This window comes from Pedobacter sp. UYP1, assembly GCF_040547305.1.
Taxonomy (GTDB): Bacteria; Bacteroidota; Bacteroidia; order Sphingobacteriales; family Sphingobacteriaceae; genus Pedobacter.
In genome coordinates this window covers 218,582-238,280 of record NZ_JBEPPL010000007.1, presented here as the reverse complement: position 1 = coordinate 238,280, position 19,699 = coordinate 218,582, and the positions used below count along the sequence as shown (strand labels likewise).

Annotated in this window: 18 protein-coding genes; 10 read left to right on the top strand and 8 right to left on the bottom strand. The window is 38.9% G+C overall.

Annotated elements, in window-relative coordinates; translation table 11 throughout:
- Window positions 1-135: 135 nt before the first annotated feature.
- On the top strand, window positions 136-2,097 hold the full coding sequence (gene glgB / locus ABIB30_RS16085; protein ID WP_354303701.1) for a 1,4-alpha-glucan branching protein GlgB: 1,962 nt from the start codon (window positions 136-138) through the stop codon (window positions 2,095-2,097).
- A gap of 3 nt (window positions 2,098-2,100) precedes the next feature.
- Window positions 2,101-2,628: a GNAT family N-acetyltransferase gene (locus ABIB30_RS16080; RefSeq protein WP_354303699.1), complete on the top strand. Its 528-nt coding sequence runs from the start codon at window positions 2,101-2,103 to the stop codon at window positions 2,626-2,628.
- On the opposite strand, the gene ABIB30_RS16075 is transcribed toward ABIB30_RS16080, so the two are convergent.
- From ABIB30_RS16075 to ABIB30_RS16065, 3 genes are all read right to left on the bottom strand, one after another.
- Entirely contained in the window at window positions 2,594-3,718 is a 1,125-nt protein-coding gene (locus ABIB30_RS16075; RefSeq protein ID WP_354303697.1) for a PepSY-associated TM helix domain-containing protein, read from the bottom strand. The two genes, ABIB30_RS16080 and ABIB30_RS16075, sit on opposite strands and share 35 nt — an antisense overlap.
- Window positions 3,715-6,081, bottom strand: a complete 2,367-nt coding sequence (locus ABIB30_RS16070; RefSeq protein WP_354303695.1) for a TonB-dependent siderophore receptor — start codon at window positions 6,079-6,081, stop codon at window positions 3,715-3,717. The genes ABIB30_RS16075 and ABIB30_RS16070 overlap by 4 nt, the downstream gene beginning before the upstream one ends.
- A 184-nt stretch (window positions 6,082-6,265) precedes the next feature.
- Entirely contained in the window at window positions 6,266-6,649 is a 384-nt protein-coding gene (locus tag ABIB30_RS16065) for a hypothetical protein (protein WP_354303693.1), read from the bottom strand.
- A gap of 134 nt (window positions 6,650-6,783) precedes the next feature.
- Between ABIB30_RS16065 and ABIB30_RS16060 the strand changes: the two genes are divergently transcribed.
- The 3 genes from ABIB30_RS16060 to ABIB30_RS16050 all read left to right on the top strand — a co-directional run bounded on the left by ABIB30_RS16060 (window position 6,784) and on the right by ABIB30_RS16050 (window position 9,029).
- Window positions 6,784-7,881: a sensor histidine kinase gene (locus ABIB30_RS16060; protein WP_354303692.1), complete on the top strand. Its 1,098-nt coding sequence runs from the start codon at window positions 6,784-6,786 to the stop codon at window positions 7,879-7,881.
- On the top strand, window positions 7,856-8,617 hold the full coding sequence (locus ABIB30_RS16055) for a LytR/AlgR family response regulator transcription factor (protein WP_354303690.1): 762 nt from the start codon (window positions 7,856-7,858) through the stop codon (window positions 8,615-8,617). The genes ABIB30_RS16060 and ABIB30_RS16055 overlap by 26 nt, the downstream gene beginning before the upstream one ends.
- A gap of 172 nt (window positions 8,618-8,789) precedes the next feature.
- A complete protein-coding gene (locus ABIB30_RS16050) occupies window positions 8,790-9,029 on the top strand; it encodes a hypothetical protein (RefSeq protein WP_354303688.1) in 240 nt (79 codons plus the stop codon).
- Window positions 9,030-9,097: 68 nt separating this feature from the next.
- On the opposite strand, the gene gap is transcribed toward ABIB30_RS16050, so the two are convergent.
- Genes gap through pfkA form a run of 3 tightly spaced genes read right to left on the bottom strand, consistent with a single transcriptional unit; the run spans window position 9,098 to window position 11,935 of the window.
- Entirely contained in the window at window positions 9,098-10,099 is a 1,002-nt protein-coding gene (gene gap / locus ABIB30_RS16045; protein WP_068395060.1) for a type I glyceraldehyde-3-phosphate dehydrogenase, read from the bottom strand.
- 5 nt (window positions 10,100-10,104) lie between these two features.
- Entirely contained in the window at window positions 10,105-10,947 is an 843-nt protein-coding gene (locus ABIB30_RS16040) for a hypothetical protein (protein WP_354303685.1), read from the bottom strand.
- Window position 10,948: 1 nt separating this feature from the next.
- A complete protein-coding gene (gene pfkA / locus ABIB30_RS16035; protein WP_354303683.1) occupies window positions 10,949-11,935 on the bottom strand; it encodes a 6-phosphofructokinase in 987 nt (328 codons plus the stop codon).
- Between the two features lie 117 nt (window positions 11,936-12,052).
- Here pfkA and ABIB30_RS16030 point away from each other — a divergent pair, with 117 nt between their 5' ends.
- Window positions 12,053-12,742 carry an NUDIX hydrolase gene (locus ABIB30_RS16030; RefSeq protein ID WP_068395066.1) on the top strand — a complete coding sequence of 230 codons (690 nt, stop codon included), beginning with the start codon at window positions 12,053-12,055 and terminating at the stop codon, window positions 12,740-12,742.
- A gap of 77 nt (window positions 12,743-12,819) precedes the next feature.
- On the opposite strand, the gene ABIB30_RS16025 is transcribed toward ABIB30_RS16030, so the two are convergent.
- Window positions 12,820-13,683 (bottom strand): N-acetylglucosamine kinase, encoded by an 864-nt coding sequence (locus tag ABIB30_RS16025; protein ID WP_068395067.1) that lies wholly within the window; start codon window positions 13,681-13,683, stop codon window positions 12,820-12,822.
- Window positions 13,684-14,188: 505 nt separating this feature from the next.
- Here ABIB30_RS16025 and ABIB30_RS16020 point away from each other — a divergent pair.
- The 4 genes from ABIB30_RS16020 (at window position 14,189) to ABIB30_RS16005 (ending at window position 17,768) form a co-directional block, all read left to right on the top strand.
- Window positions 14,189-15,229: a threonine aldolase family protein gene (locus tag ABIB30_RS16020; protein ID WP_354303680.1), complete on the top strand. Its 1,041-nt coding sequence runs from the start codon at window positions 14,189-14,191 to the stop codon at window positions 15,227-15,229.
- A gap of 10 nt (window positions 15,230-15,239) precedes the next feature.
- Complete coding sequence (accC, locus tag ABIB30_RS16015; RefSeq protein ID WP_354303678.1) at window positions 15,240-16,724, top strand: acetyl-CoA carboxylase biotin carboxylase subunit; 1,485 nt, start codon at window positions 15,240-15,242, stop codon at window positions 16,722-16,724.
- Between the two features lie 5 nt (window positions 16,725-16,729).
- Window positions 16,730-17,314: a riboflavin synthase gene (locus tag ABIB30_RS16010; RefSeq protein ID WP_354303676.1), complete on the top strand. Its 585-nt coding sequence runs from the start codon at window positions 16,730-16,732 to the stop codon at window positions 17,312-17,314.
- Window positions 17,315-17,468: 154 nt separating this feature from the next.
- Window positions 17,469-17,768: a hypothetical protein gene (locus ABIB30_RS16005; protein WP_111633672.1), complete on the top strand. Its 300-nt coding sequence runs from the start codon at window positions 17,469-17,471 to the stop codon at window positions 17,766-17,768.
- A gap of 54 nt (window positions 17,769-17,822) precedes the next feature.
- Here the strand turns inward: ABIB30_RS16005 and ABIB30_RS16000 are convergent, their stop codons facing one another.
- Entirely contained in the window at window positions 17,823-19,589 is a 1,767-nt protein-coding gene (locus ABIB30_RS16000; protein ID WP_354303675.1) for a sensor histidine kinase, read from the bottom strand.
- Window positions 19,590-19,699: the final 110 nt, after the last annotated feature.

Genomic DNA, 19,699 nt, shown 5'->3' with positions numbered 1-19,699 from the left:
GGGCTTGAGCAGGCTTGTATAGCTTGCTCAAGCCCGTTTGTCAAGGAATAAGAGCGGGCATTTTCCAGAAGGAAGCATTTTGAACCATGAGTCTGTTTAAGTTGAAACAGATTCGAAATATAATCCCTTAAAATAATGGCTAAAGCGAATCAGGGTAAACCTGTTAAAGAAAATATTGCCGTATCTGCAGCTGCACCGGTCTGGATTTTTAGTTTATTGACAGACTTTGACGTCGCTCTGTTTATTTCAGGTAAACACTTTCGTTTGTATGAAAAAATGGGAGCGCATCTTTTAAATGTAAAGAATACCGAAGGAACTTATTTTTCAGTATGGGCGCCTAATGCACATGATGTATATGTAACTGGAGATTTTAACCAGTGGCAGGCAAATTCGCACCGTTTATATAAACGACTGGATGAATCAGGGATCTGGGAAGGCTTTATTCCCGCATTAGGAAAAGGGACAGTCTATAAATATTTTATTAAAGGATTTGACGGTAAAGATTACGAAAAGGGAGATCCTTTTGCCACGCGTTGGGAGCATCCGCCGCAGACGGCTTCAGTAGTTTGGGATACTGAGTACGCATGGAAAGATAAAACATGGCTTAAAAAACGTCCTGTATTAAATGCACTGGACAAACCAATGTCTGTTTATGAAGTCCATCTGGGTTCGTGGCAACGTGATCCTTCAGAGCCTGATCGTATTTTAACTTATAAAGAGATAGCGAAAAGCTTAGTTCCGTATGTGCTGGAAATGGGCTTTACCCATGTCGAGCTGATGCCGATTATGGAATATCCTTATTATCCATCCTGGGGCTATCAGATTACCGGATATTTTGCGGCCAGTTCCAGACACGGAACTCCTCAGGAACTGATGTATTTGATTGAGCAGTTTCACAAAAATGACATTGCGGTAATTCTGGACTGGGTACCTTCACATTTCCCCGGAGATGCGCATGGGTTGTTCCATTTTGACGGAACCCATTTATATGAGCATGCTGATATGCGTAAAGGCTTTCATCCGGACTGGAAATCATATATTTTTAACTACGACAGAAATGAGGTCAGGTCTTTTCTGATTAGCAATGCGATGTACTGGCTGGATCAGTTTCATGCAGATGGCTTACGTGTAGATGCAGTTGCTTCTATGTTATATTTTGATTTCTCCCGGAAAGCTGGGGATGCAGCAACCAATGAATTTGGCGGATCAGAAAATCTGGGTGCTATCCAGTTTCTAAAAGACCTGAATGAATCCATTTATACGAATTTTAAAGGCGTACATACGATTGCCGAAGAAAGCAGCACCTATCCGGGCGTAACACATCCGGTAGCTGAAGGAGGTCTGGGTTTTGGAATGAAGTGGATGATGGGCTGGATGAATGATACGCTGAAGTATTTCAAAACTGACCCGATAGACAGAAAGTATAATCACCATCAGCTTACTTTCAGCATTACTTACGCGTTTTCTGAGAAGTTTATGCTTCCATTTTCTCATGATGAGGTGGTTCATGGTAAGTCATCTATGATTTATAAAATGCCGGGTGATGAGTGGAGAAAGCATGCAAACCTGCGTCTTTTATATGCTTATATGTTTACCCAGCCTGGAACTAAACTTCTTTTTATGGGCAATGAATTTGCACAGAACGGAGAATGGAACTTTACAAATTCGCTGGACTGGGATTTGCTGCGCTATAAGTCTCATTTGGGGATGCAGACTTATGTGAAAGCACTTAATAAGCTATACCGGACAGAGCCGGGACTGTATGATTTTAATTTTTCTTCTGAAGGGTTTGAATGGATCAGTGCAGATGATAGCGACCACTCTATTTATGTATACACACGTAAAGGGCATAAAGCAAAGGATACACTGATTGTAATTTTAAATATGACGCCTGTATACAGGCAGAATTACAAAATAGGTTTGCCATTTAAAGCATCCTGGAAAGAAATCTTTAACAGTGATGCTACTGAATATTTTGGTAGTGGTAAACTTAATACGGCTGCTTTTGTACCAGAAGCATTTTCTGCGAATGGAAGAGATTATTCTATTTCGATCAATATTGCACCTTTAGGCGCGATGATATTAAAAACGGTCTGACACATGGAGATCTGGATAGAGACGGAAAGGTTAATACTCAGAGAATATGTAGCAGCAGACTGGAAGGCCGTCCATGAATACGCAAGCCAGGAAAAAATCCTGGTTTACGAAAACTGGGGGCCTAATACGGAGGCTGATACCTCAAAATTTATTGAGGAAGCTTTGAAGTTGAAAGAAGCTGTACCCAGAATGAGCTTTGAACTGGCCATTATATTAAAAGAAGAAAACAGGTTGATTGGAGGCTGTGGTTTCAGATTTGATTTAATGGAGGCCCATAAAGGAAACTTAGGCTATATTATTAATCCATTATACTGGAGAACCGGATATGCTAAAGAAGCTACAAATGCTTTGATTCAATTTGTAGCTTCCGAATTAGGTGTAAAGACTATTGATGCAACTTGTGATGTTTTAAACCTGGCCTCTCAGGCTGTATTAAAGCATTGCGGGTTTTTCAGGATCAAGCTGATCAAAAAACATTTTGAGATGAAAGGAAGAGTCAGGGATACTTTCGTCTACGAGAGAAATACTTGAAATTCTGCTTTCTCCACCATAGCATAAAACCGGTAATTGATAATAAGCTGGGCAATAATCCTATCAATACATACAACAATTTAACAATGATGCCGCCGAAGTTACCCGTGTGTAAAGGAAAAAAGGTAAGCTCTGTTTTCTCCCATAAGCTTTTTTCACCTATAGTTTTCAGCGCCGTCTGCTGACCGGTAACTGCATCAAAGGAAATGGAATTTCCACCTTGAAAAAGCGGATTTTGTTCCTTTAAAGTGCCACTGACTTTGAAATCGCTGCCAGGTTGCGTGGGTAAATAAACACTTAGTGGAATTAATTCCGGCATTTTTTGATAAGCCTGATTTAACAAGCTTTCTAAAGACTGCTTTGTTAAAGTATTAGCAGGGCAGGGAGTCATTTGTTTTTGCCAGTAGCGCTGGTCAAACGCAAACATATTCATCCAGAATCCAGTAAAAAAAATGATCAGGTTAAAGGCCAGCGCCCATACGCCAACTATACGGTGTAAACCTGAAGTTATGGTACTCCTGTTTTTCCACTTAATTCCGACCCTGAAAGTCAGCACCTTCCAGATATACTTCCTGTAAACGATCAGACCAGTTAAAATAGAAATCAGCATCGTAATCCCAAATACTGCGGCCATTAGCAGTCCAGGTAAGCCCAGTTGGAAACTCCAGTGAAACTGGATCAGCCAATGCAGCAGGCCAGTATTGAAATCCTTCAGGTTTCCTGCTCTTAATACTTTTCCAGAGTAAGGATCCATGCTGACCATTCCCAGGTCATAAGTACTGATTTTACCATCGTTCTGATATAATCTGAATTCATAAGCTCTGTCTGGAGCAGCACCCGGATTAAGCCAGGCTATTCCTTTGATATGGGGATAGCTGCGGGTAATTGTCTGGTAAAAACTATCCAGCGGCAAACGTTTCCCTGTAGGTTTTACTGTTAACAGCCTGGCATGAACTGTCTGATCTATTTCTTTTAAAAATACCAGGCCAGACCCGCTTATTCCCAGTAAAAGAAGGAATAAGCCAGTAACCAGGCCCAGCCAGCTGTGTATCGAAAACACCACAACCCGTGTGAGATTCAGCTTTTTCATTGAATCAGGTAACTTATGCCTAATCTATAATTCAGTGGATCACCTAAGCCACCTGTAACGGTGCTTGATCTGCTGCCCGTGAAATAACGTTTATCTGTTAAATTGTAAGCATTCAGCTGGATATTGTATTTTCCTCTGCGGTAATTCAGCGCGGCATCAAAAACCGTATAAGAAGGGAATATAAAATTCTGATTCGTAATCTGACCTACCTGGTCACTGACATACCTTGCGCCGGCAGCTATCCCAGTTCCTTTAACCAAACCTTTTGACACATTATATTTAAGCCATAAATTGGCAATATGCTTTGGGGCATTGCTAAAGCGATCACCCTTTTTACCAAATGTACTTGTACTTAAAATCACATGGTCGTTATAAGCATATCCGGCTATAATATTGAAATTCTGAATCGTACCCGTGGCTGACAACTCTATTCCATTGCTTCTTGTTCCTTTTAAGGCTTCCTGACGATGAGAATTCTCTTCTGTAGGTGCCGAGGCGAGAATATTAGCATAGTTGATTTGGTAAAGGGCCACGCTGGTTGCGAGTGTATTGTTAAAGAAATCACCTTTATATCCAATTTCATATTGTGTCGCCCTGCGGGTAGGGAAAGGCCCACCAGATAATACATTATTAGACGTTTGTGGATTGAATGACTTTAAAAAGCTGGCATAAACTGAAATGTTGGCTACAGGTAAATAGACTAACCCAGCACGGGGAATCAATCCTGAAGCCTGCAGTTCATCCCCTTGTTTGTTATCTCTGGCTGAAAGCGGGGTCTCTTTTGCGTTATAAGAATCATAGCGGATGGATAACAATGCTTTGATCTTTTCACCAATGCTGAGCTGATCTTGAACATATACTCCGATAAGGTTAGTAATTCTTTTATTATCGTCTGATTCCTGTGCTTTAACAGATCCGGCAGGTGGATCGAGGCTGTAATCAGGGTTGAAGATAGAAATGCGGGTAGCGGGCTTATATTGATAATCATTTTTAGTCCAGCCATAGCGGTTATAATCAACTCCTGTAATGATATGGTGGTTAAGCGATCCCGTATTGGTTTGATAAGCTAAATAAGCTGTCGTCTGCAGGCTGAAGCGACTGGTTTCCCAATCCTGATAACCACGGCTGATCGAATCATTTCTTATTTTACCTACTGGTATGTGATCTGTATAATCCAGTTTGCTGTTCACTGCGCGGTGTACTGCTGTCAGTTTTAATTTATCGCTGAATTGATGGTTAAAGGTCAGTGTAGCGGATACATTGTCAGTTTTTCCATAATCGGTTGGACTTTGTATGGTCAGGTTATCCGGGTAATAATTGAAATCAAAAGTTCCGTCAGGATTGGTCCGGATATAAGTTCCATTATCATATTGCTGATTCGTTTTTTGATGTGCATAATTAATTTCTAAATTCAAATCAGTACGGGCAGAGAACAAATAGGTAAGCGAAGGTGCGATGAAGATGTTTTCTTTATCCTGATAGTCCCTGAAGCTTTTTGATTTATCGTATCCGATGATTGCGCGGTAAAGCAATTTCTTGTTTTTAGACAAGGAACCTGTAAAATCGGCCGATAGTCTCTTGAAATCCCAGCTGCCTATAGCGACATCAAATTCATACCGTTGGTTAACCTGAGGTTTTTTAGTCACGAAATTGACGACACCACCTGGCGAACCTTCACTAAATAATGCACCTGATGGTCCACGCAGTAGTTCTACACTTTCAATGTTATACAATAAGGGCTGCTGACTCCACAGGAATAAATTACCACGGATGCCATTGTATAATAGGAAACTTGCATCAGTGGGGGAGTAGGCTGTAAAACCACGGATGCTAAAAGAGCCGCTTCCGTTATTGGCTTTCATGCCGGTAAATGAGTTGGAAATTTCATTTAAGGTAAAGGCCTGGCGGTCTCTAATTACCTGATTGGAAACGATCTGTACAGATTGGGGGGTCGTTAACAATGGAATATCCATCCTGGTAGAGGTGTTGGAGTTTGTAGTTTTATAGCGGTTTTTAACTCCGCTAACTGCAACTTCATTCAGCTCCTGCCTGCTTTTTGAAAGCTGGAAATTAAACTTCAGTTTTTTACCGGGTTCAATAACCAGGTTTTGTCTGGTCGCAGTATAGCCCACGTTAGAAACAATTAAGACATAGGTTCCCGCTGGAACGTTCTTAAAGTTGAAATTCCCTTGCGCATCGGTTACAGTTTTGAGTTTAGTGTTTTGAAAGACAACGTTTGCGCCCGGAATAGGCTCGTTGTCAAAAGTAATGATATTGCCATGTAATGATCCTGAAAGGGATTGGGCAGCGAGTTTATGGGTGGTGAAAAGTAAAAATATAAAGAGGAAAACCTTGATTTTCATGTGTTTTTAATGGTTTTGCTTTAGGATCAGCATCTGGGCTGGCCTATAGCATTGTATAAATTCGGACCTATAACCGGAAGAAAGCCGGCTTTCTTGCTGTTTGAAATGCAGCGCATAGCAACCCGTATCCGGACAACGGGATTAATTCACGTGATACAGAGACAGACAGGGTATACCAATAAGATTAAGCGAAAGCCACCTGTGGTGGTCTGAAGATATCGTTATGAAAAGAGGAGGGCTTGAAATGGAGATAAAACCGGTTGAAATTATCTTTTTGTGCTGCTGCAGGAAAACCTGTAAATTTAAGTTTGTTCAGTTTGCAGAAAAATAAGACGTTTGTGTTTTCCTGATTCTGATTCCTTTGCTTTTGTTCGTTGTCTTCGGCCAGTTTTAGTTTTTTAGCTAAAATACACCTGCCGTTACAATGCATTTCAGGCCTGTTTTTATTCTCACAAAGCACCGTTGAAATATAACGCTCATTCATCTTAAAAGATAGCGTTACCCACAATTTATTAAAGGATTGTGAGGCAATGATAACGAGTAATAAAATGCAGACCGATCTTCTCAACGACTAGGCTTTTTTAATATACCGCAAATATACCCATATTAAAGCGTTTTATCAATTTCGGGTATGATGTTGTCCGCTTCGGAGGGAATATGCTTTATCAAGTTGAACTAAAGCTGCATTTTCGCATAAAATAAATGAGAAACCTTTTTTTTATCCTGACTATATTTGCCTCAATGAAAACGACGCTTCCCACCAAAAATCTATTAAAAGTAAGCTGTTGCATTTCTCTGGTGATTTGCCTGTTCTCTTTTAGCTCTGCTTTTATGGAAGGGGAGGCTGTTCAAGGCGCATTATACCGGTCATTTATATCTTTCTTTCTGCTGATGCTGATCAGTATCGTGAATACTTGTTTGCTCCTGATTTTCAGAACAGAGAGTGATACAACGGGACAGAATTGTTCGATCTGGTTTTATATTTCAAGTTTCCTGATTAGTACACTGGTGATGTGGACGGTGTATAATCTTCAAAATTACCTGGTTCAACAAGGAATCTCGGCAAAAATGATTGTGGTCAGGGTTAAAGGGGATATCATCTATCTTTATATTTTACTGCAGGGTCTATTTGTCAATAGTATATTACTGCTACTGCAAAATTTTATTATTATACAGGATGCCAATAATAAAGCGCAGATAGAAAATTCCCGTTTAAATGCGGCCAGCTCAGAGGCAGCTTATCAATTGTTACAGCAACAGATTCAACCACATTTTTTGTTTAATGCACTCAATATTTTGAAGTCCCTGATCAAAAAAAGCCCGGAAGGGGCAGAGGATTACCTGCTGCGGTTGTCAGACTTTTTAAGGGTATCGGTGTCTGGAAATCAACGCGGACTGGCCACCTTAAATGAAGAAGTGAAACTAGGAATAGATTATCTGGAGATGCAGAAAGTCCGTTTCGGTGAAGCTTTGCAATTCTCCTTCGCACTTACAAAATCAGATAGATTCTTACCTGTCTTTTCTTTACAGCCGCTATTGGAAAATGCGATTAAGCACAATGAGCTTACTGATGAAGATCCGCTGGTTATTGAGATCAGGCAGGAAGGTGATTATATTACAGTGCTTAACAATGTGAAGTTAAGAGCTGTAACAGAATACTCTACTGGGAGTGGTTTGGCAAATCTTGCAGAGCGGTATAAGCTGCTCTCTGGCGATGAGATTGATATCAAAGATGATGGCAAATTCTTTTCAGTGCGTTTAAAAATTTTAGAGAATGAAGATCATAATTATAGAGGATGAAAAATTAACGGCTGAGGATCTTGCGGATGTGATTTTGAAGTTGCAGCCGGATGCGCAGCTGGTCACTTTTCTGAAATCCGTTAAAGAAGCTGTGGCTTATTTTCAAAATGCACCAGCGCCGGACCTGATTTTTAGTGATATTCAGTTAGGGGATGGGGTGAGCTTTGATATTTTTAAAGCTGTAAATGTCACTGCGCCTATAATTTTTTGTACTGCTTATGATGAATATGCTTTAAACGCCTTTAAAACAAATGGTATTGATTACATTTTAAAGCCATTTACAGCAGCGTCTATTGCACAAGCTTTGAATAAATACCACGCTTTACGCAGAGGCTTTTCTGATCAGCGTGTATCATACGATGCGCTCTTTGACCTTTTTGTGAACAAGATACCACAAAAAACATCGTCTATACTGGTCGCTTATAAAGACAAAATTATCCCCATTAAAACAGCACATATTGCCTTGTTTTACATCGCGAATGAAGAAACGCGGCTGTTAACATTTGATCAGCAGAGCTACGTGCTGAATAAGAAACTTGAAGAGCTGGAAAAGCTGTCTGGTGATGATTTCTTCAGAGTAAACCGTCAATATCTGGTCAACCGGAAAGCTGTAAAGGACGCGGCTCATTTTTTTTCCCGTAAGCTGGTCGTTAATCTTTCGGTTTCTTTCAAAGAACCAATCACAATCAGTAAGGAAAAGACTCCTCCGTTTCTGGATTGGCTGGCCAGAAAATAGGTATGGGTTTACCGGTTATTTTTGACCGTTCACCGCCAATTTTGTGCGTTTCGGCCTCAAACCCCTTTAGATAATTGATTTGTTACCTCATCTTTAGCTTAGAGGTTTCTGCCGTGCAATAGAAAGAAATATTTGCAAGTGCTGTCTGAATCCTGAACTAATTTAACTATAAATGATGAATGTAATTATATTTAAAACATCAGTCCAGGGCAAAGATGATCTGGATTGTTTAAGGCCAGCACTCAATGCCTTTCTGGGAGAAAAGAACTGGACATTCGATTTAGAAGATGTAGATAAAATTCTGAGGGTTGTAAGTCCGTTAAAATGTACGATCGAAATAGAACAATTATTGCTGGAACAAGGATTCTTGTGCATAGAAATGCCTTATTCACTGGACGAGTTTAATGCTTAAAACCAGAAAGGGATCTTCCTTGCGGAAAATCCCTGTTCTAACTACCTATGAATCTGTATAAACAGATATTATTTTAAGTTTCCGTAGTACTCTACGAATTTAGCTAATGCTGAAGAATAGCCCCATTCGTTATCATACCATGAAACAACTTTTACGAAGTTGTCATTCAATGCAATACCTGCATTTGCATCAAAGATAGAAGCGTGGTCATCACCAATAAAGTCAGAAGAAACTACTTCATCCTCAGTGTAACCTAACACACCTTTTAATTCACCTTCAGAAGCTGCTTTCATCGCATCTTTAATCTGTTGGTAAGTAGCTGGTCTTTCTAAACGTACAGTTAAATCTACTACTGATACATCAGCAACCGGAACACGGAAAGCCATACCAGTCAATTTACCTTTTAATTCAGGAATAACTTTAGTTACTGCTTTAGCAGCACCTGTAGCAGAAGGAATAATGTTAGAGAAACCACCACGTCCACCTCTCCAGTCTTTCGCAGAAGGACCATCAACAGTTTTTTGTGTAGCAGTAACTGCATGTACAGTACTCATTAAGCCTTCAGCAATACCCCAGTTGTCATTTAACACCTTAGCAATTGGTGCAAGGCAGTTCGTAGTACAAGAAGCATTAGAAACAACAGTTTGATCTGCTGTTAATTTATCATGATTTACACCCATTACGTAAGTAGGGATTGAATCATCTTTAGCCGGAGCAGAAAGAACAACTCTTTTTGCACCTGCAGTAAGGTGTTTTTCTGCATCAGCCTGAGTTAAGAATAACCCTGTAGACTCAATAACAGTTTCAACACCTACTTCATTCCATTTTAAGTTAGCTGGGTCTCTCTCAGCTGTGATACGGATAGTTTTTCCGTTAACGACTAAATGTCCGTCAACTACTTCGATAGTTCCATCAAAACGACCATGCGTAGAATCATACTTCAACATATAGGCCATGTAATCTGGCTCTACAAGATCATTTATTGCAACGATGTCCAGACCTCTTTTTAACGCAGCTCTAAAAACTAATCTGCCGATACGGCCAAAACCGTTTATTCCAATCTTTGTCATTATTATTAATTTGAATAGTAATTAAGTAAATTATATATTGGTTCTTTGGTAATCGTAGTAATTTCAAAACCATTTTTCTTTGCCACAGCGCGCAAACGGTCTTGAAAGTTCCCTGCCACTATCCCTACAAAATGTACTTCCTCCCCAGGATGAAGTTTAATGGTCGGTAACAGGTAACTATCTATATAACGCTGAAATCCGTTATCTAGTAGCTGCTGAATATATTCATGTTCCCTGTTTTCTATAAAGAAGTCCAGGAAAGAGCTCAGAAACTGCTGAGCCATAGTTTTCTTGTATACTTTATCCAGTATTTCTGACCTGTTCAGGTCATATTTTTTACTGAATTTCTTCATCAGGTCTGCTGGCAGCTTCTCCTGAAGATAATATTTCAGGATCATTTTGCCAAGGTAGGTAGCAGAACCCTCATCACTGAGGATAAAACCCAGGCCGAAGTTATTAGGTTCAGGTTTTGTGCCGTCAAAATAAGCGCAGTTAGCGCCGCTTCCCAGGATACCGACAACTCCGCTTTTATTAAAACAAGCAGCGATAGCAGCACCATATAAATCATCCTGAACAGTGATTTTGCTATGTTTAAAGAATATCCTTAAAGAAGCCACTAGTTCATTCCGGCGGTCTAAAGAAGTTGCTCCGGCAGCAAAAACATGGATCTTCTTAATCTGTTCTGCATTGTTGATTAAAATAGATTTCTTATTCAACTGCTGCAACAACGATTTTTGATCTACAAAAAACGGATTTATACCAGGCATACTACATTCTGCAATGGTTTTACCGTCTTTAGCTATTTTCCACAGGGCAGTTTTTGAGCCACTATATACTACCGCTATCATGTTAAATTGATAAAACTTTAGTCATTTCCAAAAGATCACTTTCTAATTTAAAACTATGCTCTGTCAACGCTTCATCTAAGCTGGTTAACCTGATATCGTTACCTCGTAAGCCTACCATCTGTTGTGTACTGCCTTTCAGCAACTCATTTACAGCGGCATAACCTAAACGGCTTCCTAAAATCCTGTCAAAACTGCTCGGGCTTCCGCCGCGTTGCAAGTGTCCTAATATAGTGACCTTTGTGTCATAATGATTGAACTTTTCTTTAACATGTTTCGCAATGTCGTAAGCACCACCCTGTTTATGCCCTTCAGACACAATTACAATGCTGGAAGATTTTTTTGTTGCTGCTCCGACTTCTAATTGTTTAATCAGTTCATCAAGACTCGTTGCTTTCTCAGGCAGTAATACAGCTTCAGCTCCACAGGCAATAGCACTTCTTAAAGCGATACAACCCGAATCCCGGCCCATTACTTCTACAAAAAATAAACGGTCATGCGAATCTGCAGTATCCCTGATTTTATCTATAGCTTCAATAACTGTGTTAATCGCAGTATCGTAGCCCAAAGTAAAATCAGAACCGTATAAATCATTGTCGATCGTACCAGGAATGGCAATTACATTGATATGATGTCTTTGTGCAAAACGACGGGCTCCGGTAAAAGTACCATCTCCGCCAATCACAACAAGTGCATCTATTTGGTGTAGTTTAAGGTTCTCGTAGGCAAGATCCATTCCTTCGTCGGTTTTAAACTCTAAACAACGTGCTGTTTTAAGTACTGTTCCGCCTAAATGGATAATATTGCTTACTGAACGGGCATCCATAGGAATAATATTGTTAGTTATTAATCCTTGATAACCTTGCAAAACTCCAAACATATTTATACCATTGTAAATACCGGTACGTACTACTGCTCTGATGCATGCGTTCATTCCGGGAGCGTCACCCCCAGATGTCAATACAGCGATATTTTTGATATTTGGTTTCATCTGTTTATATTACGAATATACCGTGTAGATATTACACTAAGTAATTTATTTTGATTTATTTTATGTAAATCGCAAACAAGTATATTAATTTGCTTTAGTTTTTAAAAATTTAATGTTTTGAAAGAAGTCTTACCACAGCTTAATTCCACCTTCTCAATTGATTGTGTTTTGTTCGGATTTGATGAAGGAGAATTAAAAGTTCTGCTGATTGAAAGGAACGAGGAACCTTTTAAAGATTGGTGGGCCCTTCCGGGGTATCTTGTTAATGAGAACGAAAGTCTGGATCAGTCCGCGGCCCGTATCTTGCACGAACTCACAGGAATAGAGAATGTTTACATGGAGCAGTTCTATACTTTTGGTGATGTTGGCCGTCACCCTCAGGGACGGATTATATCCGTGGCTTATTATGCAATGTTGCGATTGGGAGGTGATAAAGCCCTTAAACCGATCAGTAATTATGCAAAACAAGCACACTGGATTAACGTCAAAGATTTGCCTCCGCTGGCATTTGACCATCAGAAAATCTTTGATCAGGGACTTGAAAAAATAAAAAGAAGAATCAAACATCAGCCAATTGCTTTTGAATTACTTCCTGAGAAATTTACTTTAACACAGTTACAAAATGTGTATGAAGTGATTTTGGGTAAGAAATTGGATAAAAGGAATTTCAGGAAAAAGATGCTGAGCTTTAATGTCTTGAAAGATCTGAATGAGAAGCAAAAAGGGGTTTCCTTCCGGGCAGCGACCTTATATCGTTTTGATAAAAGAAAATATGGGAAGTTATTTGGAAAAGAAATCTCCTTTTAAATCTCTTTCCGTCATATTTTAATAAAAAAAATCCCGGTTATGAGTAACCGGGATTTTTTATAGCGCTTGTTTTTTTTCTATTTCAAACTTCTTGCTGGTTGCATATGGTAATCAACAAGGTCATCTATAGGAGAACGGATAATTTTTCCTACGCCCATTTCGTATCTGTCTGCAACAATACTCAGGATATCTCTGAAGCTGTAACCTACTGAACCTACACAGTTCAAGGTATACTCTTTATAGTTCGGATAGTGAATAACCAGATTTTCAAAGAATGCTGTAAAAGCATATTCAACTGTAGAGAATGCATAATCCTCGTAGTTGTCTTTGAAATCGTATAAGAATTTACTGAATCCTGCACAAAAACGATTTGGAAGAGGTTTGTTGTAAATATGATCGAAGATATCTTCATTCGTCAAAGCGAAATTATCATAAAAACTTTCTCTCAAACCTTTAGGCATGTAGCCTTTCATATAATCACCCAGGATACGTTTACCAATATAACATCCGCTACCTTCATCTCCTAAGAAATAGCCTAAAGAGTCAATGTTTAAAGAGATATCACTTCCATCATAAAGACATGAATTTGTACCTGTGCCTAAGATTGCGGCAAAACCCGGCTCATCACCCAGTAATGCTCTGCAAGAAGCCAGTAAATCATGTCCAATAAAGATGATTGCATTAGGGAAAACCTGTCCCATAGCATCTGCTACAATTTTTTTATTCGCGTCAGTTGAACAACCTGCGCCATAATAATATACTTCTGTTAGCTTATCTGCCTCTAAATGATCTGGTAAAGATTTTTTTAAAGATTCAACGATATAATCTGTACGGGAAAAATACGGATTGTAACCTTCGGTATTAAAATGAATTTTTCTACCAGCTTCATTAATTAAGCACCAATTGGTTTTGGTTGAACCACCATCTGCAATAACTATCATCTTAATTTGTTTTTTTTGGGGTAAAAGTAAATATTCCTGACACTTCAAACATGTTTTTTTCCATTTTCAGTTTTTTTTTCTGATTCCTGCGTTTATCCTTGTAAGTTATTTTTCAATTTTATTATTATTCCTTCTATTTGCTGGCTATTAGCCTTCCCAATTCAAATATCTTCCGCTCGATGCTTCTTCGTAAACCGCAAATATTCAGGTATTAAGCCTTCGTAATTAAGATATTGTTAAATTAACACTAAGATAAAATTACACTAGTTATTTTAAATTCCAAATTTTAATATTTTATTAGGGAGGACAAATGTCATAATATTCTTTTAAAATACCCAATCATTCAATTTTAAAACACTCATAAAGAGCAATTAAAGAATTTTATGTGGTATTTAACGAACACACGAATAAAAATACTTTGATGTGAGCTGTAATTGTGATAATTTCACCTTTAAGGATTAAAAGAAGCGCAAAAAACTAAATTGTGTGCTGTCCTGTTTTTTCTATGCAAAATAAAATAGATTTTAGAAGTGATACTGTAACCATACCCACACCAGAAATGATCGCTGCGATGATGAACGCAAAAGTTGGTGATGATGTATATGGAGAAGATGAAACCGTAGCTGCACTTGAAAGTAAACTATCAAGGCTTTTTAATATGGAAGCAGGCCTTTTCTGCCCTTCGGGAACTATGACCAATCAAATTGCAATTAAATGTTTCACTCAGCCTATGGATGAAGTGATTTGCGATCAGACGGCACATGTTTACCGGTATGAGGGCGGGGGAATTGCATTTCATTCCGGAGCCTCAGTGAGGTTATTAAATGGTCCAAGAGGGATTTTAAGCCCTGAAATGATTGGTCCGGAAATTAATGAAGACAATATTCATTATCCGAACTCGAGCTTAGTCGTACTGGAAAATACGGTGAATAAAGGGGGAGGAGCCTGTTATACGCTAGAACAGATTGCACCTATTGCGGAGTTATGTAAAAGAAAAGGGCTGAAACTCCATTTAGATGGGGCAAGGATCTTTAATGCATTGGTTAAAACCGGCGATGCTGCAAAAGATTATGGACAGTATTTTGATGGTATTTCAATCTGTCTTTCCAAAGGACTGGGCGCGCCAGTAGGCTCTGTTCTGTTAGGTACTAAAGAAACTATCCATAAGGCAAATAAAATCCGTAAAGCATTTGGTGGTGGCATGCGCCAGGCGGGTTTTCTTGCTGCTGCAGGTATTTACGCTTTAGACCACCACATAACCAGGCTTGCTGAAGATCATTTGCATGCACAGTTATTGGCAGATGCCCTGACTGCTGCTGATTTTGTAGCCAATGTGATGCCTGTTGAAACAAATATTGTAATTTTTAAAATAGCTGAGCAGTATACAACAGCAAGTGTATTGGACAGTTTAAAGAAGAATGGGATTTTATGCGGTGCTACCGGTCCTGATACTTTAAGATTTGTGACTCATTTGAATACCGGTGCGAATCAGATCGCACAGGCTGTCCAGCTGATTAAAGAACTGAAACCAGTAAAGAAATCCTAAACAGATTGCTATGAAGAAGATTTTAATTGCCAACAGGGGTGAGATTGCTTTGCGTATTATGCGCTCTGCAAAGGAAATGGGGATTTTGACAGTCGCTGTATTTTCAGAGGCTGACAGAGAAGCCTTGCATGTGCGTTATGCAGATGAGGCCATTTTTATAGGGCCTGCCCCGGCAAGTCAGTCTTATTTAGTTGGTCAGAAAATAATCGACGCTTGTTTGCTGACAGGTGCAGAAGCGATACATCCGGGTTATGGATTTTTATCAGAGAATGCTGAGTTTGCCAGAATGGTGAAGGATGCAGGTTTGATTTTAATTGGTCCCACACCTGAGGCAATGGCCATTATGGGAAACAAATTATCTGCAAAAGCTGCTGCGTTGAAATATCAGATCCCCATGGTTCCGGGAACCGAAGAGGCGATTACGGATATTGAAGAAGCAAAGCGAAGAGCACAGGAAGTAGGTTTTCCGATTCTGATCAAAGCTGCTGCAGGTGGTGGTGGAAAAGGAATGCGGATTGTAGAGGAAATTACTGCTTTTGAAGAACAGATGCAATTGGCAGTCAGTGAAGCGAAATCAGCATTTGGTGATGGTGCCGTATTTATAGAACGTTATGTATCCTCTCCCAGACATATAGAAATACAGGTTCTGGGGGATAACTATGGGAATATTGTCCATTTATTTGAAAGGGAATGTTCCATTCAGAGAAGACATCAAAAGGTGATTGAAGAAGCACCTTCCAGCGTACTTAGTCCTGAAATCAGGGCGGAAATGGGTAAATGTGCAGTTGATGTAGCCAGATCTGTAAATTATACGGGAGCAGGTACAGTAGAATTTATTCTGGATGAGAATCTTGATTTCTTTTTTCTGGAAATGAATACTCGTTTACAAGTAGAACATCCAGTTACAGAGCTTATTACAGGACTTGATCTGGTTAAAGAGCAGATTAAAATAGCCAGAGGCGAAAGGTTAAGTTATAGTCAGGAAGATTTAAAAATTAATGGCCATGCAATAGAACTCAGAGTTTATGCAGAAGATCCTCAGCATAATTTCCTTCCTGATATTGGTGTACTGAAAACTTACCGTACACCAAAAGGAAATGGGGTGAGGGTAGATGATGGCTTTGAACAGGGGATGGAAATTCCTGTATATTATGATCCTATGATTGCCAAGCTGATTACTTTTGGTGCAGACCGCAAAGAAGCTATTGCAAGAATGCACAGGGCGATTTCAGAATATGACATTACGGGCATTCAAACTACTTTGAACTTTGGTAAATTTGTGATGGAGCATGAGGCATTTACTTCCGGAAATTTTGATACCCATTTCGTAGGTAAATACTTCAATCCCGAAAACAAGGAAAATACAGACGAAGATGAGGCCCTGATTGCGGCGATAGTTGCGTTGAAAAGCCTGAAGAAAAAAACAAGTTCTGCTATAATAAAGACGGCAGAAAAAACATCGGGTAACTGGCTTAAAAACCGGACAAAATATTAGAATTTATGTTTACAGGAATTATTGAAACACTAGGTACAGTAAAAGAGATCAGAGAAGAAGGAACAAACCTTCATTTTACAATTGAATCTGCACTAAGTAATGAATTGAAAATTGACCAGAGTGTATCCCATAATGGCGTATGTTTAACTGTGGTAGCATTGGATGATACGACCCATACTGTTACAGCTATTCAGGAGACGCTGGAGAAAAGTAATCTGCAACACCTCAGGCAGGGTATGAAAGTTAATCTGGAGCGTTGTATGCAGATGAACGGTCGCCTGGACGGGCATATTGTACAGGGGCATGTTGACCAGACTGCGGTATGTATACTCAGAGCAGAGCTGGATGGGAGCTGGGAATACCGTTTTAAATATGATAGCAGCAAAGGGAATGTAACTGTTGAAAAAGGGTCTGTTTGTATTAACGGAATTAGTTTGACTGTGGTTAATTCTGCCGACGATGAATTTTCTGTATTTATTATCCCTTATACTTTTGAACATACCAATTTACAAGAGGTAAATACTGGGGATACGGTGAATCTTGAATTTGATATTATTGGTAAGTATGTAGCAAGGTTACTTCATAAATAATTAATAACCAGATACCTGGTTTTTGGTTTAAAGTCAGGTATCTGGTTGTTTATCTTGTGGTTATGTTGTTTTTCAGGCAGATTTGAAATCTATGGCAAGGTAATTGGTTACTCTTAATTGTAAATAATTACAGAAGAATATAAAATTTAGTCATATGGATACTTTAAAAAAGTTTGAATTAATGGAGAAGATTGTAAGAGAATTAGAAGACTTACAACATTCGCAGCAAGCAATTATTCAAAAAATCGGGAAGATTGAAGTAGATAATATTGAATTGGGAGATAAAAAACTTGATAAAGATTTACCAGATATGCATCAGCGTGTTGCTGATAACCTGGATACTATTGTAGAGATCTTAGCTTATTTTGCTGATAAAACCCAAAACTTTGGTAATAAGAATAATGTTGAAGTGCTTAAAGAAAAGCAAATCATCAATGATGCAACGAAGGGTTAGTGTAGCTATTTGTTGTGTGATAAAAAGGGCTGTTTTTTCTAAAACGGCCCTTTTTTATGCCTGATGTCTCGGGATTTGCAAATTGAACAAAGTTCCGGCACCTAATTCGCTTTCGATAGCAATACTTCCTTCATTTCGCTCCATAAAATCCCAGCAAACCATTAAACCAATTCCGGTACCTTTTTCATTCTGTGTGCCACGGCTGGAGAAATTCTCTCCATTAAAGATCTTCTGAATGTTCTCCAGTGCAATACCTACACCGTTGTCCTGAATTTGCAATCCTATATATTCTGCATTAATATAGGAGGCCACAATATTGATCTGGCAATTTTCGTGGCAGAATTTGATGGCATTAATAATCAGGTTCCGAATCACAATCTGCATCATTAGCAAATCGGCGTAAGCAACCAGATTATCTGCTAATTGCAGAATAATTTCTATCTTTTTTACTGAAGCAGCTTTAAGATGATAACTGACTTCTGAGTTAATCAGATTTTTCAGATCAAAAAGTTCTTTGTTAATTCCATATCCCTTTAACTGACTTCTTGACCAGTGCAGGATATTCTCCAATAAATCTGTCGTATAAGAGATGTCTTTAGTGAGTGTAGGGGAAAGTTCTTTAAATTCTTCCGCGCTGATTGTATCATCAGAAGTCATTTTTAAGACCTCAGCCAGATTGAGTAATGGCCCTCTGAGGTCATGTGCCATAATAGAAAATATCCGGTCTTTTAGCTGATTTAGTTTTTGAAGTTCTTCTGCCTGACGTTGAGATTTTAAAGCTTCCTGCCTGGCATTTGTTAAATCCTGAAGCTTAATGATCGTTGCATTTCTGTTCAGCTTGTTCTCATTCAGAAAACAGACATCAGCTTCCAGGTCAAATACGCCATTTGCTGTATGTACCAGTAATTCTACTTTCCCGGATTCTTGTTGATTGAGTAAATCCAGAAGTTCTGGCTGGTATTGCAGCAATTCATTGACGTCTTTACCAATAATTTTATCTGCATGGTAGACACTGATATATTTTTTAAATGCGGAATTATAATCGATAACCCGGTTCCGGTGATCCAGCACCATGAATCCATCACCCATGAGCTCCAGAACTTTTTCTCTGGCAACAGGCAGCACATTTAATAATTTGAATCTATAGATGGCTATGAAGATCAAAAAAGTAGAGACTTGAAAAGCGAAAGGAGTGATGTCCAGGTTTGGAATAGGCCTTAAGCCAATTAAATAACAGAAATTCGCTATCCAGGGAAGCATAGCTGCGGTTAAGATAACTCTGTTTTGTTTTTTATAAACCCGGTCAGAACGTCTGAATTTTTTAATCAGAAAATAGTTTCCTACAATCAGCAAAGCATAAAAATAACAGACAAAAAAGTAGTAAGCAATTCCAGAAACGATTTTAAGCATTGGGAAGCTTCCGCTATAGTCAATACTGACCTTTTTATAATGCAAATGATGCAGGTCATTAGTCCATACTAAAAGCAGGTACAGCACAGGAACAGCAGTAATCAGCAATTGATTTCCTGTTTTCTTCAACCATTTTTCTTTTCCGGCCAGGTCCAGGCAGAATAGAAACCAGTAAAACGGAACGGCTACAATACCCACATATTCGACATTAATGAGCATCTTCATGTGTTCTAATGTTCTGCTGGACAACTCAAAACCATAAGCCATAGACCAGATTGAATTAGACAACATCAGATATCCTACCCAACGTACTGTACCTTTTTCATTGCTTAAGATATATCCGGAAAGGAGAAGGGTAATGATGCCAGAAATAATCAGGCTTAATGCATAGAGGTTAAAATCTAAATCCATTAGAAAACTGATTGCAGCATAAGGTTCGGGAGCATAAACAAATCTATGAAATAAGGTGTGATTAATTTAAATTGACGTAATTTAGTTTGCAAAAAAAATATTCCTAATTT

Coding starts and splice junctions, on each gene's coding strand:
- glgB (WP_354303701.1), top strand. CDS start 136: ATGGCTAAAGCGAATCAGGGTAAACCTGTTAAAGAAAATATTGCCGTA.
- ABIB30_RS16080 (WP_354303699.1), top strand. CDS start 2,101: ATGGAGATCTGGATAGAGACGGAAAGGTTAATACTCAGAGAATATGTA.
- ABIB30_RS16075 (WP_354303697.1), bottom strand. CDS start 3,718: ATGAAAAAGCTGAATCTCACACGGGTTGTGGTGTTTTCGATACACAGC.
- ABIB30_RS16070 (WP_354303695.1), bottom strand. CDS start 6,081: ATGAAAATCAAGGTTTTCCTCTTTATATTTTTACTTTTCACCACCCAT.
- ABIB30_RS16060 (WP_354303692.1), top strand. CDS start 6,784: ATGAGAAACCTTTTTTTTATCCTGACTATATTTGCCTCAATGAAAACG.
- ABIB30_RS16055 (WP_354303690.1), top strand. CDS start 7,856: ATGAAGATCATAATTATAGAGGATGAAAAATTAACGGCTGAGGATCTT.
- ABIB30_RS16050 (WP_354303688.1), top strand. CDS start 8,790: ATGATGAATGTAATTATATTTAAAACATCAGTCCAGGGCAAAGATGAT.
- gap (WP_068395060.1), bottom strand. CDS start 10,099: ATGACAAAGATTGGAATAAACGGTTTTGGCCGTATCGGCAGATTAGTT.
- ABIB30_RS16040 (WP_354303685.1), bottom strand. CDS start 10,947: ATGATAGCGGTAGTATATAGTGGCTCAAAAACTGCCCTGTGGAAAATA.
- pfkA (WP_354303683.1), bottom strand. CDS start 11,935: ATGAAACCAAATATCAAAAATATCGCTGTATTGACATCTGGGGGTGAC.
- ABIB30_RS16025 (WP_068395067.1), bottom strand. CDS start 13,683: ATGATAGTTATTGCAGATGGTGGTTCAACCAAAACCAATTGGTGCTTA.
- ABIB30_RS16020 (WP_354303680.1), top strand. CDS start 14,189: ATGCAAAATAAAATAGATTTTAGAAGTGATACTGTAACCATACCCACA.
- accC (WP_354303678.1), top strand. CDS start 15,240: ATGAAGAAGATTTTAATTGCCAACAGGGGTGAGATTGCTTTGCGTATT.
- ABIB30_RS16010 (WP_354303676.1), top strand. CDS start 16,730: ATGTTTACAGGAATTATTGAAACACTAGGTACAGTAAAAGAGATCAGA.
- ABIB30_RS16005 (WP_111633672.1), top strand. CDS start 17,469: ATGGATACTTTAAAAAAGTTTGAATTAATGGAGAAGATTGTAAGAGAA.
- ABIB30_RS16000 (WP_354303675.1), bottom strand. CDS start 19,589: ATGGATTTAGATTTTAACCTCTATGCATTAAGCCTGATTATTTCTGGC.